Source organism: Mobiluncus porci (assembly GCF_009695935.1).
GTDB classification, from domain to species: domain Bacteria; phylum Actinomycetota; class Actinomycetes; order Actinomycetales; family Actinomycetaceae; genus Mobiluncus; species Mobiluncus porci.
The window spans coordinates 81,252-94,296 of the sequence record NZ_VUMY01000004.1 but is presented as its reverse complement, the minus strand read 5'-3'; the positions used below and the strand labels follow the sequence as shown (position 1 = coordinate 94,296).

The 13,045-nt window shown below is 59.3% G+C and carries 10 protein-coding genes and 2 tRNA genes; 6 read left to right on the top strand and 6 right to left on the bottom strand.

All coding sequences use genetic code 11. The annotated features are described in order from the left end of the window. Nucleotides 1-120 precede the first annotated feature (120 nt). Together FYJ63_RS03135 and FYJ63_RS03130 are read right to left on the bottom strand one after the other, a co-directional pair. A complete protein-coding gene (locus FYJ63_RS03135; protein ID WP_154543675.1) occupies nucleotides 121-1,833 on the bottom strand; it encodes a helicase HerA-like domain-containing protein in 1,713 nt (570 codons plus the stop codon). Between the two features lie 113 nt (nucleotides 1,834-1,946). After that, entirely contained in the window at nucleotides 1,947-3,554 is a 1,608-nt protein-coding gene (locus FYJ63_RS03130; protein WP_338106802.1) for a hypothetical protein, read from the bottom strand. 136 nt (nucleotides 3,555-3,690) lie between these two features. Here FYJ63_RS03130 and FYJ63_RS03125 point away from each other — a divergent pair, with 136 nt between their 5' ends. Both FYJ63_RS03125 and FYJ63_RS03120 read left to right on the top strand, forming a co-directional pair. Continuing rightward, complete coding sequence (locus tag FYJ63_RS03125) at nucleotides 3,691-4,638, top strand: ComEA family DNA-binding protein (protein ID WP_154543673.1); 948 nt, start codon at nucleotides 3,691-3,693, stop codon at nucleotides 4,636-4,638. Nucleotides 4,639-5,226: 588 nt separating this feature from the next. Continuing rightward, a complete protein-coding gene (locus tag FYJ63_RS03120) occupies nucleotides 5,227-7,242 on the top strand; it encodes a ComEC/Rec2 family competence protein (RefSeq protein WP_154543671.1) in 2,016 nt (671 codons plus the stop codon). Here FYJ63_RS03120 and holA read toward each other — a convergent pair. Beyond that, nucleotides 7,145-8,419, bottom strand: coding sequence for a DNA polymerase III subunit delta (gene holA, locus FYJ63_RS03115; RefSeq protein WP_338106801.1), 1,275 nt, complete (start codon nucleotides 8,417-8,419; stop codon nucleotides 7,145-7,147). The two genes, FYJ63_RS03120 and holA, sit on opposite strands and share 98 nt — an antisense overlap. A gap of 72 nt (nucleotides 8,420-8,491) precedes the next feature. Between holA and FYJ63_RS03110 the strand changes: the two genes are divergently transcribed. Both FYJ63_RS03110 and FYJ63_RS03105 read left to right on the top strand, forming a co-directional pair. Continuing rightward, nucleotides 8,492-8,932: an HIT family protein gene (locus FYJ63_RS03110; RefSeq protein ID WP_154543669.1), complete on the top strand. Its 441-nt coding sequence runs from the start codon at nucleotides 8,492-8,494 to the stop codon at nucleotides 8,930-8,932. Nucleotides 8,933-9,105: 173 nt separating this feature from the next. Then, a tRNA-Lys gene (locus FYJ63_RS03105) sits at nucleotides 9,106-9,181 on the top strand. A 76-nt stretch (nucleotides 9,182-9,257) separates the two neighbouring features. On the opposite strand, the gene nusG is transcribed toward FYJ63_RS03105, so the two are convergent. The 3 genes from nusG to FYJ63_RS03090 form a co-directional block, all read right to left on the bottom strand. Further along, complete coding sequence (nusG, locus tag FYJ63_RS03100) at nucleotides 9,258-10,097, bottom strand: transcription termination/antitermination protein NusG (RefSeq protein ID WP_154543667.1); 840 nt, start codon at nucleotides 10,095-10,097, stop codon at nucleotides 9,258-9,260. Between the two features lie 17 nt (nucleotides 10,098-10,114). Next, nucleotides 10,115-10,384 (bottom strand): preprotein translocase subunit SecE, encoded by a 270-nt coding sequence (gene secE, locus FYJ63_RS03095; RefSeq protein ID WP_154543665.1) that lies wholly within the window; start codon nucleotides 10,382-10,384, stop codon nucleotides 10,115-10,117. Nucleotides 10,385-10,678: 294 nt separating this feature from the next. Then, nucleotides 10,679-10,751: transfer RNA gene (locus tag FYJ63_RS03090), tRNA-Trp, on the bottom strand. 129 nt (nucleotides 10,752-10,880) lie between these two features. On the opposite strand from FYJ63_RS03090, the gene FYJ63_RS03085 reads away from it, so the two are divergent. Together FYJ63_RS03085 and FYJ63_RS03080 are read left to right on the top strand one after the other, a co-directional pair. Then, nucleotides 10,881-11,645 (top strand): hypothetical protein, encoded by a 765-nt coding sequence (locus FYJ63_RS03085; RefSeq protein ID WP_154543663.1) that lies wholly within the window; start codon nucleotides 10,881-10,883, stop codon nucleotides 11,643-11,645. A 53-nt stretch (nucleotides 11,646-11,698) separates the two neighbouring features. Then, nucleotides 11,699-12,904 (top strand): pyridoxal phosphate-dependent aminotransferase, encoded by a 1,206-nt coding sequence (locus tag FYJ63_RS03080; protein WP_154543661.1) that lies wholly within the window; start codon nucleotides 11,699-11,701, stop codon nucleotides 12,902-12,904. Nucleotides 12,905-13,045 lie beyond the last annotated feature (141 nt).

The window sequence follows — 13,045 nt, the reverse complement described above, 5'->3', positions numbered from 1 at the left end:
GCGACTCCTAGTTGAGTGCGAAAGTTACCTTTGAGCGTAGCCGGCGGGTCGGACCTCGGCGGCGAACGAAGTGAAGCCGACAGGGTCTGACCCGTCGGCGTAGCGAGAAAGGTTATGCTGTTACCGCCTGCGCGCCCCGAAAACCGAGCGGGTGATCTCGCGAGCCACCTGCGTCCCAGCCGACCGCAGGAAAGACGTGAGAGCCTTATTAATCGGCGAGTTCGCGCGGGCCCGCGCCTCGGCCTTTGCGGCTCGCTCGGCGGCGGCGGCTTCCTTCTTGGCTTCGGAGGCAGCCTTGGCCTCTTGTTTCTTTAGTTCGAGCTCGAGTTTTTTCCTTTCGAGTTCAAGTTCCGCTTGTTCGCGGGAATTCAATGCGGATTCATCAAGGGCTTGTCCCTTTGCGCCGCTGGCATTTGTTGAATCCGCGCTTGCTGACCCCGCCGAATCACTTGCTGACCCCGCACCGACGCCCCCCGCGACCTCTGAACCGTTACCGATCACTCCGTCCTCAAGATCCTCAAAAGCCGTGAAGCGATCGGTCGCAGTGCCGTATTTCGCCCCCAGGGGCGAGGCCGCAACAAGAGCAGCAAGAGCTTCTGGCGAGGCCGGGCCCATAACCGAGGCCGGAGCCCAAATCTTGGTCGGCGCAGTCGGGGTCGGGCGACCCTTCGGGTCGAGGGTGGTGACGATAGCCTCGCCGGTCCCGAGGCTCGTCAGAAGTTCTTCGACATCGAACTCACTTTCGGGGAAGGTGTCGGCGGTGGCTTTGAGCGCCTTCTTGTCATCAGGGGTGAAAGCGCGCAGCGCGTGTTGGATGCGGGTACCGAGCTGGCCGAGGACATCTTCGGGAATGTCTTTCGGGGTTTGGGTGATGAAGATGATGCCGACGCCCTTGGAGCGGATGAGTTTCACGGTCTGGGTGATGGAGGCGAGGAATTCCTTGGAAGCACCGCTGAAGAGGAGGTGGGCTTCGTCGAAGAAGACCACGAGTTTCGGCTTATCCGCGTCGCCGACCTCGGGAAGGCCATTGAACAGGTCTGCCAAAAGCCACATCAGGAAGGCAGAAGCCAAGGCGGGGCGGTTCATCAGGTCGTTCATCTCAAGGATCGAGATGACACCCTTGCCATCGATTGCCCGCATCAAGTCGGCAGTCTCGAAGTCGGGCTCGCCGAAGAACACGTCGCCGCCCTGGGCCTCCAAGGTCGAAACCGCGCGCAGAATCACGCCCGCGGTTTGGGTGGAAACCCCGCCGATTTCTTTTAGCTCGTCCTTGCCTTCGTCGGTGAGGAATTGGACGACCGCTTTCAAGTCTTTGAGGTCGATGAGTTCCAAACCCTTCTTGTCCGCCCAGGTGAAGATGAGTTGGAGGGATTGGGACTGGGTCTGGTTAAGTTCGAGGGCGCGGGAGAGGAGAATCGGCCCGAAGTCGGTTACGGTGGCGCGGATTGGGGCACCGGGGGCGGTATCGGAGGTTTCGCCAAGAGAAAGGGACTCTACGGGAAATTGCGCGGGCTGCCAGGCTTGGCCTTGGGCGGCGGCTCGGGCGGTAAGTTTTTCCGAGGGCGGGCCGGGCTCGAGGAGGCCCGTCAAGTCGCCTTTCACGTCGGAGAGGAAGACGGAAACCCCGTTGGCAGAGAGGCCCTCGGCGAGGAGCTGGACTGTCCGGGTTTTCCCGGTTCCGGTTCCGCCGGCGACGAGCCCGTGGCGGTTTAGCATCCCTACGGGGATGTTGACCAGCGCGTCTGGGACGGGCGCGCCATCAACCAGGAAGGCCCCGATTGTCATCGTCGTGGAGTCGAATTTATAGGCTTCGGCGAGTTTTGAAACATCCATGAACTTATCCTAGCGGGCGGGTTCCGCCTAGAGCATACGATTTTTGAATTTATTGCCTTATTAGGCAATAAATTCAAAAATCGTAAGAGTTAGGCGCATCCTCCAGCGACTCACTAAGGGAGATTCCAATAAGCCAGGACCGCCTTCGCGTTCTTCACCTCTCCGACCTGGGCTAACTGGGCAATTCCGGCTCCCAGAGGTTGAGGATCTCCGGTAACAGCCGCGCCTTCAAGAGGCGGGGTAATCCCCTCCCAGAGGAATTTCCCGTCGACCACCCCGTAGGCCAGCAAGCCGCCCCCAGCGCTGAACACGGCGGTTTTCCCGTCACTCGTAAGCGGTGAGCCGATATCCTTAAGCCTTATCGCCGCCCCATCCCCGGTAGTCCATTCCCTCGCGGCGCATCCCGGCCAAGTCGAGCAGGTCTCCCCTGCCGAGCCAACAAAATAGGTCTTATCAGGCATAATGACCGGGACTTTTCCGGATTGCATCGCCGCTGTTGCCGCGGTCGCGTCAAGAACTAACCCGGAGCGAAGCTGGGCATGCATGGCTTGCACCGCCACCCGCGGGGCTTTCCCTTGCGCGGCCACCGAGGCATCAGGGTTGTAAACTGCCCAATCTGCCTGGTCACTAGCGGTGTCTTCCGGGTTGGACGACCCGAAGAACCCGGCTTCCAGCATCGATACCTGGGATTGCGAACCGAGGCTGGACGTGTTGATCGTCCCAGTCACCGTGTTGAGAGTCTGCGCCCAGCCCCAGGTGTGTTTGAGGTTTTCCCCGTTAGCCCCTGAGGTCACCACCCCGACTAGGACGGTTGAGCCCCGCGACTGGGTTGAGATGGGCTCGGCGGCCGCGGCGTTTGGAACCAGGATTTGATAATGCGCACGATAGCTGAAATCCGGGTTGATATATTGCGCGTCGACCCCCGCGGAGGCGCCTTGCGCGACCGCAATCGGCACGACAAGGAACTGGTCATAAACCGAGCCGATGTGGTGCGAACCTGTCGCGAGATCCCAAATCCCGTTCGGGAGATCCCCAACTGCGACGTTACCTGTCGGATCGATGCGGACGACCTTCTTGGCGGCGCCAGATTCGCAGACAATCGAACTCGTCCACAACTGGTCGAGACAGTAATCGAGCGGCAGGTCGTTATAGGTTTTAGACCAGACTGCCTGGCCGGTCGCGGTGTCGATGAGCGCGATTGCCTGGGTCTCTTTCTTGCCGTCCGTTCCCTTGACGAGGACCAGGTTTTGGGTCTCGGTAAGCTTTGCGGTCGCACCGGTCGCGTTGTCCTGGGCGGCAAGCGAGTTCTGGGAGTCTTGGTAGTCCCAAACCTGGATTGACCTTGGGTCTTTCATCTCTTTCGGCAAGTCCAGTTGCCAGCCTTTATCAAGCGGAGCGACGGTTTTGATGACTTTCACCGTGGCCTGGTTGCGGATGCGGGTGGTATCAGAAATCCACTGGGTAGTTGCCGTCACGAGAACGACCACCGCAGCAATAACGAGGAAGGCGCCGAAAATCCGTTCGGGAAGGGAGGGGAGACGGACGGGTTTGCGGGGTTTTTTCTGGGCGGGAGCGGCCGTGGGAGCGGCGGCGGGAGCGGCTGGGGCGGTGGCGGGGGCGGCCGTGGATTCATCAAGGGATTCATCAAGGGCCGGCGCGCGTTCTTCGGGCGTCAAGTTGTCGCCAGAAATTGTCATTAACTCGTCTGCTTTTTTGCTCACCATCCCAGTCTAACCCGAGAATAGCAACGAAAATTCGATTCCACCCGAGTTTTCCACAGGTGCAAATTTAAGGCTGTTTCCACATGGTAAATTCTTTTCGCTCGCTTTGGGGTCAGGCCATATCTACGCTTGCCCCATGACGGTTTTTCATTCAACAAATCGCGCGGATCGGGTTGAGGATCTCACCGCGGGAGTTTTCGCGCGGGCTCGCGCCGCGGGGATTGGCTATGGTTCTGAAGGTTCCGAGCCTTCGGTAGTTCCCCGCGCCGCGGACAAGGCCAAATCCTCGGTTCGGCACTCCCTCGAAGTTTCCCCACCCGCCCGCTCTCACCAGCGGATTCGCCTTGCTCCCAGTCCGCGGGTCGCCACTTTGGTCGCTGGGTTCTTACTTGTTCTCGCAGTTCTCATCGTGGGATGGCAAGTTTTTTCGACGCCTTCGAGCGAACCGATTGCGGGCACAGTAGATCACTCCGGTGAGATGGGGTCTGCGTTGAAGGCTGCTGATAGTTCGGGCGGGTCGGGGTCTATGTCCGGCGAGGTCTCGAAAACGAAAGGTGGCGATTCCCCAAGGGTGAGCCCGGGAACAGCGCCGGAGCTCTTTCTTCCCGGGGCAAACGGCTCCGAGATTGTGGTCTATGTTTCGGGACAGGTGGCAAAGCCCGGGATCGTGCATCTGGGCGATCCGGCGCGGGTTGCTGACGCCTTGGAGGCAGCCGGCGGGGCAAATCCCGGGGCTGACCTGCAGGCTTTGAATCTAGCGCGCCTCGTCGCCGATGGGGAACAGATTCATGTTCCCCTGCCGGGCGAGCCTCTCCCCGCAGGAGTCGGCGCGGGTATCGGGGCGGGTTCAGGCAACGCGGGTTCAACAGGCGGTGGCACCAATGCGGGCAGCAATTTGGTGAATCTCAACACCGCCGACGCCACTGCACTCCAGACTTTGAGTGGGATTGGGCCGGCTCTGGCGGAAAGGATTATCGACTATCGCAACACGAACGGGAAGTTCCAGTCCGTAGACCAGCTCGATGAGATCAGCGGCATCGGCCCCGCCCTCATGGAGCGCCTCCGCTCCCACGTCACGGTGTGAGGTGACATCGGGTTCATGCCTGTTATCGACTTGTCCGTTAATCTTTCATTCAAGTTCCGGTCGGCGAGTGCACAATCTCTCGCTCGAGATAATCAGTCATTTGGTAGCGTCGAGCTTGGTTCTGGTTTGCGCGGTTGTCGAAGCCGCGCGTGAGGGACGTTCGCGTAGGCAGCCTGTGGGTATTAGCAATCTTTTCGAGATTGCATACCCTCGGTCTTTCGGTTCGATCTCAAACAAGCTTGGCTCGACCTCACTCCCTTCGGGTATTAGCAATCTCTTCGAGATTGCATACCCTCGGTCTTTCGGTTCGATCTCAAACAAGCTTGGCTCGACCTCACTCCCTTCGGGTGCTCGTAGTTTTTCTTAGCAACTTGCTGCTTAGAAAAACAGAGCGGGACCCCACCGCGACCCAGGTCGAGAGCAATGCCGAGCTTGCCCGAGCATTGCCGAGACCAAGGAAGCGGCGCGCAATGCGAAGCATTGCAAGCACCAAGCTGCCGAGCGGTCGTCCCCCAAGCGGCTCCTAGTGGCCTGTCAAGTTAAATAACCGGCGCACAAAGGCGACACAAAGCGAAACAGGAGGGAGCGATGAAGGGTTTGTTTGAGGGGTATCTAATCGGGTTCGGAATGGAGCCCGATAGGGAACGAGTTGGACACAGCGAAACGCCACGGGGAGTGCCCTGGCAAGCACGTAACGAGACTGCTGGCTTGAAGCCCTTTCCTGGGGTCTCGAACCGGAGTCATATTGCGCGGGTTCGCCGTGACACGGATCGGATTCCGCGACCGGTAGATTTCCGCCTGGCGATTCCGTCCGGCGCTCTATGGGTGACGCTGCTGGTGGCAAACCTGGCGGGAATGATTGATCAAAAGGCAAGCCTTCTGATAGCGGCGGTGTTCGGGACGTTAGCGCTTGGCGCGACCGTCCTCAACCGATTAGCGAATTCCGGTGCCCGCGAGGATTCATCGCATACTCCGCAGACTGGAAGAGACTCGCGGGGCTCGCCGCCACCTGGCAGGACGCTTTCACAAATCACGCGGACTGGAAGGAGCTCGCAAAGTTCGCCGCTACCTGGCGGCCCAGATCTAGCTTTTCGGGAATTTTGGCGGAGCCGAACTGCGCGTCACCGCCTGTTCCCGGGCGGGTCCGCGGCGGCGCTAGTCGCGCTCGCCGCGTTCACGGTCGCACTCGGCTTCGCCGCGCACGCCGTGAACCTCGCCATCACCGCTCGCGACCCGCTCGCGGTGATTGGCTCGGACCCCGCCCATAGATTCACCCTAAATGCCCAGGTTATAACCACTCCACGCGCAATAATCCCACGCTCCGAAGCCGCCGAGCCTCCTTCCCGAGATAGCGCCTCCTCCCCCTCAGCCCACGTCACCCCATCTCGCGGGGCCATAGTCCCGAATTCAGGCGACTCCTACCTCGTGGAACTCCGCGGCGAGAGCTTCACTTGGCGCGATATTACCTACCGTACCCATGCGAAACTCCAGGTCAAAGGCAAGGGTTGGGACAACATTCCCCTCGGCGCCACGGTGAGCCTCCGTCTCGGACTCGCCGGCCTCGACTCGACGGGCGAATTCCTCGGACAAGCGAAAAGCCCTGGAAAACCCCAGCTCACCGCCCCGCCGAGCGGTCGATATCGCTATGTCCACGCCGTGCGTGAGCGCCTAGCCGAGGCAACCGCGACCCTCCCGAAAGACATCCAGTCGATGGTGCAAGCGATGACGCTCGGGCTCACCTCCACCCAGACCGAGGCCGACCGCGAAGCCATGCGTGTCTCCGGATTAGCCCACCTCACAGCGGTTTCCGGAATGCACTTGAGCGTCCTCATCGGCCTCGCTCTTGGTCTTACAATCCGTCTCCCACGCCCGATTCAGGTCGGCACCGCAGCCGTTCTCGCCATCGCTTTCCTCGCCATGCTCGAGGGCTCTTCTTCGGTGACACGAGCCGCTGCGATGGGAGCGATTACCCTGTTCGGACTGGCTTTGGGCCGGCCGTCTCGGAGCATTTCGGCGTTGAGTCTCGCGGTTCTCGGGATGCTTCTCGTCATGCCGTGGCAGGCTACGAGCTGGGGTTTCGCCTTGTCTGTTGTCGCCACCTTGTCGATTGTGACCCTGGGGGACGTGTTGTCGGACTGGTTGGCAGTGTTTCTTCCGCGAATTATCGCCTTCCCACTCGCAGTCTCCCTCGCCGCCCAGCTCGGATGCCAGCCGCTCATGCTAATCCTGCGCGGCAAGCTCCAGTTGTATTCTCTCCCCGCGAATCTCCTGACCGGAGCGATTTCCTCGGTCGTAACCGTAGGCGGACTCGTCCTGATTGCACTCCCTGCCACTCCGGTTTTGGCCCCGCTGACCACAGTAACAACGCAGGTCACCGGCGCGTCCGCCACCTGGGTTCTTCGCGTGGCCCGCTTTTTCGCGGGAGTCTCCGGCGCGGAAGTCCCCTGGGTGGAGTCGGGCTATGGGGTTGTCGGAATTCTCCTCGTTAGCGGGGCGGGACTGTGGCTCACCTGGCGTTTTGTCTCCGTCCAGCGCTGGCGCGTCGGCAAATCTCGAGAACCATCGCCTCCAGGGCATAGTCGGGGTCTCGTGAGGCGCCTTTGACCTGTTCATCGGCTTTTGAAACGGCCTGGAGGGCAGCGCCGAGCCTCGCGTCATCCCAATAGCGCAGCGCCGGACGGATTTTATTCGCCATCCAGCTCGGCATCGGCTTGACCTCAGCCAAAAGCCCCTCTCCAACCACCAGCGGCGCCGGCGGGGGAGCCGCAAGCTGCAACAACTGCCGCAATTTCATTCCCACGGCGGCGACGATTGCCACCGGCTCCACCCCGACTGCGCGAGCGTGGCGCAGTTTCGCTAAGGCATCGCCCACATTCCCCGCCACGGCCGCATCTGCTATATCGAAGCCGGTGGTTTCCACCCGTCCCCGAAGATAGGCTTTCACCGCCCCTTCATCCAAAGGTTTATCGAGGTCACCAGCGGTTTCCAGGAGCTGGTCGGCGACAGATACCAGTTCGGTAAACTCCTCGCCCAAGGCATCAACCAGCGCGGTGGCGGCCGCCGGGTCAATCGGACGCTTGAGGCGCGCGGCCTCGGAAGCGAGAAATTTCTCTTTGTCTTCGCGTTTTTTGAGGTCATCGCAGGAATATATCCCCGCCAAGGGTTGCTTCGAGGCCGAAGAGTCTTTCCCACTAGCCTTTGCTGAACTCGCGGAGCCTGCCTTTGCTGAACTCGCGGAGCCTGCCTTTGCTGAACTCGCGGAGCCTGCCTTTGCTGAACTCGCGGAGCCTGCCTTTGCTGAATCCCCCGCAGACCGACCGCCTTGAGCCGATTCCCCCGCAGCGAGCTGTTTGACGAGGTCAAGCACCTTTTTCCCGCGAACCCCGCCAGCATGGGTCAAGATTAAATGCGCCTGAGGCTCCGCACCGTCCCTGAGCCCAGTCACGTAAGTCACGAGGTCATCGAGCAGACCCGCGTTGGCATCCTCGAGCCCGCGTGCGATGACCAGCGGCGCCCCGCCAAAAAGCGAGGGCGACAGGTACTGGGCCAGCGCTCCCGCGACGTATTCCCCCGCCGAAATTTCCGTCACCTCTGGTGGACCAAAATCTCCGGCGCCGCTTGCCAAGGCTTGCGCCTTGAGGGAATCCAGCGCGCGGCGCACGAAAACCTCCTGGCGCCCGAGCAAGAGCACCACCGGCGCGAGCCGAGCCCGCGACCAGGAAGGATAGCCTGACCCTGCCGCCGGCGTCTTGCCTTTGTAAGTCTTCTTCTTTGTCGCCACCCTTTAACCTTACCGGCAACCTCCACCCCTAAATTCCCCTAAAATGAAAATCAAGTATAGGAAAGGAACCCCATGTCTTCTGTTTTCACGAAAATCATCAACGGCGAGATCCCCGGCAACTTTGCGTGGCAAGACGAGAAATGCGTTGTGTTTTCAACGATTGAACCCCGCGCTGCGGGTCACATGCTCGTGGTGCCGCGCCTCGAGGTCGATAACTATCTTGATGCTGACCCCGCGCTTATCGGCCATCTCTCCCAGGTCGCCCAGACTATCGGTCAAGCGGGACGGCTCGCTTTCGAGGTCAGCCGCGCGCTGATAGTCGTCGCCGGTTTCGATGTCCCTCATCTGCATATTCACGTCATCCCTGCCGACTCGATGCGGGTCTTGCATCCGGATTCCAAGGTTGAAGGCGAGCCGGAGGTTTTGCGGGAAAACACAGAGAAACTCCGCGCCGCCCTGCGGGAACTCGGCTACGCCGCAAACGTTCCCACCGCCGTTGACCGACTCGATTAGCTACCGAGACCGGCTCCCCTATCCCCCGAGCCCACAATTCAGCGACAGCAAAGTTATCAGCGTCTGAATTTGTGAAATCCCTCGCGGAGGATTAAACTAAATAGTCGTTGCGTTGCGGCGTTCACTCTCTGCTGATGCAACAGCCACTTCAAACTTTGGGTTTGAAGTAACCTGCGCCATTAGCTCAATTGGCAGAGCAACTGACTCTTAATCAGTGGGTTCAGGGTTCGAGTCCCTGATGGCGTACCAAAAAAGGCCGGTTCATTCGAACCGGCCTTTTTCGTATTCCCCCGCTCTTTGCGGATCAAGGTTCTCGCGTCTCCGCTTAGAAAACCTTCTCGACTTGGTTGAAGTTCAACTCCACCGGGGTTTCGCGCTCGAAAATCGTCACCAAAACCTTCAACTTTTGGGTTTCGGGGAAAATCTCGGCAATAGTCGCGCTCATCGTCTCGAAAGGCCCAGAAGTGATGGTGACACCCTGGCCCACTTCGAAATCGGTCACAATCTGAACCGGAGCGGAAGTCGCCACGCCTTCAATAGCGCCGTCCTCAGCCACGCTCACCTTTGCGGCCTCTTCCGCGGTCGGGGCAAGCATATTCACGACTTCTTCCAAGGTCAGCGGCACAGGATCTTGCTGGTTTCCAACGAAACCGGTCACAGCCGGAGTGTCTTTCACCAAGCGCCAGGAGTTTTCCTCCATATCCATCCGCACGAGGACGTATCCCGGAATCCGCGGGCGCGCGACTTTCTTGCGGCTCTTGGCCTTGACCTCGATGTGTTCCTCCATCGGGATTTCCACCTGGTAAATCCACTCCTCCATCCCGGGATTGTTCGCCACGCGCTGTTCAATGTTTTGTTTCACGCGCTTTTCGTAAGACGAATAGGTGTGAACCACGTACCAGCGGCCGGGCAGCCCGCGCAGTTGGTTCGCAAGTTCCTCTTTAGGGTCGGTTTCGCCGGATTCATCAAGGATTTCTCCGGTTTCCGGGTCAACATTAGCGGGAACCGCGGCTTCGGTCGCCTCTGTCTCAGCCGCCTCTGTCTCCGCGGCAGTTTCCGCTGGCTCAGCCGTGTCGGTCTCGGTATCGCTAGTGGATACGTCTTCAGCAAGGGTTTCCTCGGCCACAGCCTCGTCCTTTACCGCTTCCAAATCTTCTTCAGTCATTAGTCAAAATCTCCACATTATTGAATAGAGGAAAAAATCAAATCTGTCAGCGCGCCAAACCCAAGGTCAGCCAGACCCACCGCCGTCATGATGATCAAAACGAAAACAATCACCACCAGGAAATAGCGCCACAGTTCTTCGCCAGTCGGGTAAACAACCTTCTTCATTTCGTCGATAACCTGGCGAATAAACCGCGCGATGCGACGGAAAAGTCCTACTTGCTCGTCGGAACCCGGGGTGGGCTCGTTCTTCTGCACCGCCCGGGCGCTGGCTTCAGCTTCAGCCATAACTGCTGTCCTCCTGTTGATTCAATCGCGCCCGCGTCCACCGGACTTTAGGCGCACTTCCACCCTCACATAATTTAGGGGGGATGTGTCAAATCATACGCGAAAGGCGTCGATTTCACCAATTAGAGGGGGCACTCCGCCGTCCTTTCACGGGCACCGCGTCCTGGGTGGCCACTTTGGAGAAGATATAAAACAAACCACGAAACTAAAATCGCCTTTACCTGCGGGTTTAAAAAAGAACTCTCTGAATCAAGCCTTGAAAGTGGCCACCCAGGACGCACGCCCTTGAATTTGCAGGGCAGACAGGACTCGAACCTGCAACCTACGGTTTTGGAGACCGTTGCGCTACCAATTGCGCCACTGCCCTTCGACCGGCTGGGAGCCGAACAGTATTTAAGTCTAAGTTAAAGACCGCGGTTTTTTCAAGCCGTATCGCTAAACGCGGCGAAAAGTCGGCGTACGCTTGATATTGTGAGCGCTCAATCGATGCCTCCTCATGATCCACAACTCGCTGCCGCCAACGCCTACACGACCTGTCGGAACAAGCCAGCAGCCTGCCGGGCAGCACTCCCCACACGCCACCGCCAAGAAGCCCCCAGCGCTGCTGATCGGTATCGGGGCGCCAGTGGCTCTCGTGGTTGTGCTGGCGCTGGTGCTGGCGATGTTTTTCCTGGACAAAGGGCACTCCGGAAAGACCGAGGCGCAAACCGAAGTTACGCCAACGGAAACCACCTCGGAAACAGACGGGGCAGAGAAAACACCCACCGAATCTGCTACTGAAAAAGAGCCTGAGACAGAGAAAAATCCCTCTGCCGAAGCGAATCCATTGGACGGCAAGATTGCGGCGGCTAAGGCAGCAGGGAAACAGGTCTTTACCGGGACAGTGCAGATTATGCCCCTGGATAAAATGGCTGATTTTCAAGCAAAGTTTGATGGGCAAAATATGGGAGCCTCTGCCCAAGCGCTCAACCCAAACAGCGAAACATACTCCAATGAATATGGGTTCCTTTTCCTCAGTCCTACCCAATCAATTACTGCCGGCAGTGGCGACGGAATGGGCACTTCCACTCGGAACTGCAACATCATCAGCCTGGGGTATAGATCTTCGGATAAATTCGGAAACACTCTCGAGGACTGCCTCTCCGAGTGGCAGCCCCACAATGGAAAGACTGTAACCGTGGCGATTGCTTATCTGCAGTGGCCCTCCGACACCTCCCTCCCCATCGGAGCTCCGAGCGGAGAAGTCGAAGTTTTGGGCTAGGGATTTCCGACATTACCCGCCCTAAGCCGCCATAAAAGTGCGAGAATGGGGTCATGAGTAAAAATCGTGTTTCCAAGCGCTTAGCCGCTATCGCCCCGTCCGCTACCCTTGCTGTTGATGCCAAGGCCAAAGAGTTGAAAGCCGCCGGAAAACCGGTCATTGGTTTCGGCGCTGGCGAGCCGGATTTCCCGACTCCCGACTACATCGTCGAGGCTGCGATTGCGGCCTGTAAAGATCCTGCAAACTACAAATACACCATGGGCAAGGGGCTGCCCGCGTTGCGCGAGGCCATTGCCGCCAAGACTCTCCGCGACTCCGGCTACGAGGTCGACCCGAATAACATTATCGTCACGAACGGCGGGAAACAGGCCGTATTCCAGGCTTTTGCCGCGCTCGTTGACCCCGGCGACGAAGTCTTGTTACCCGCGCCTTACTGGACAACTTACCCCGAGGCGATTCGCCTCGCGGGCGGCGTTCCGGTCGAGGTTTTCGCCGGGGCGGACAAGGACTACAAGGTGACACCGGAGGACCTCGAGGCGGCTCGCACGGAGAAAACCAAGGTCTTGCTCGTGTGTTCGCCCTCGAACCCGACTGGCTCGGTTTATACGCCCGAAGAGTTGACCGCGCTTGGCAAGTGGGCGGTTGACCACGGCGTCTGGGTAATCACCGACGAGATTTACGAGCATCTCTTGTACGACGGCGCCGAGGCAGCGCACATTGTGAAACTCGTCCCTGAACTCGCCGACACCTGCGTCGTTTTGAATGGTGTCGCGAAGTCTTACGCGATGACCGGCTGGCGCGTGGGGTGGATGGAAGGCCCCACGGACGTCATCAAAGCGGCCGCGAACTTCCAGTCTCACCTGACTTCAAACGTTTGCAACATTGCCCAACGCGCTGCGATTGCCGCAGTGAGCGGACCGCTTGATGAGGTCTTTAAGATGCGAGACGCCTTTGACCGGCGCCGCAAGAAGATTGTCTCGATGCTATCCGAGATTGACGGGCTTTCTGTGCCGGTTCCGCGCGGGGCTTTCTACGTTTATCCCGATGTGACGGGTCTTTTTGGGCGGACGCTTGACGGAGCTGAGATTGAGTCTTCCGGGCAGCTCGCGGGGTTAATTTTGGAGAAGGCCGAGGTCGCGGCGGTTCCTGGCGAGGCTTTCGGCCCGAGCGGGTTCCTGCGTTTTAGTTACGCACTTGCTGACGCTGACCTCGAAGAAGGCATCTCCCGCGTCCAAGACCTCCTCGCGAGAGCTAAATAACCGTGGCGTGCGGGTCAGGCCCAGCGGAGCCACGGGGTCAGACCTCTCTGGCGTAACGAAGTAGAGCCGAAGGGTCTGACCCCAAGTGGCATAGCGGGGATAGCTTGAAACGGCTACGCCGAGGGTCACACCCACCGGCTC

Bases quoted from the DNA above. Each gene is read 5' to 3' on its own strand.
- FYJ63_RS03135 (WP_154543675.1), bottom strand. From the start codon at position 1,833: ATGGATGTTTCAAAACTCGCCGAAGCCTATAAATTCGACTCCACGACG.
- FYJ63_RS03125 (WP_154543673.1), top strand. From the start codon at position 3,691: ATGACGGTTTTTCATTCAACAAATCGCGCGGATCGGGTTGAGGATCTC.
- FYJ63_RS03120 (WP_154543671.1), top strand. From the start codon at position 5,227: ATGAAGGGTTTGTTTGAGGGGTATCTAATCGGGTTCGGAATGGAGCCC.
- FYJ63_RS03110 (WP_154543669.1), top strand. From the start codon at position 8,492: ATGTCTTCTGTTTTCACGAAAATCATCAACGGCGAGATCCCCGGCAAC.
- nusG (WP_154543667.1), bottom strand. From the start codon at position 10,097: ATGACTGAAGAAGATTTGGAAGCGGTAAAGGACGAGGCTGTGGCCGAG.
- secE (WP_154543665.1), bottom strand. From the start codon at position 10,384: ATGGCTGAAGCTGAAGCCAGCGCCCGGGCGGTGCAGAAGAACGAGCCC.
- FYJ63_RS03085 (WP_154543663.1), top strand. From the start codon at position 10,881: ATGATCCACAACTCGCTGCCGCCAACGCCTACACGACCTGTCGGAACA.
- FYJ63_RS03080 (WP_154543661.1), top strand. From the start codon at position 11,699: ATGAGTAAAAATCGTGTTTCCAAGCGCTTAGCCGCTATCGCCCCGTCC.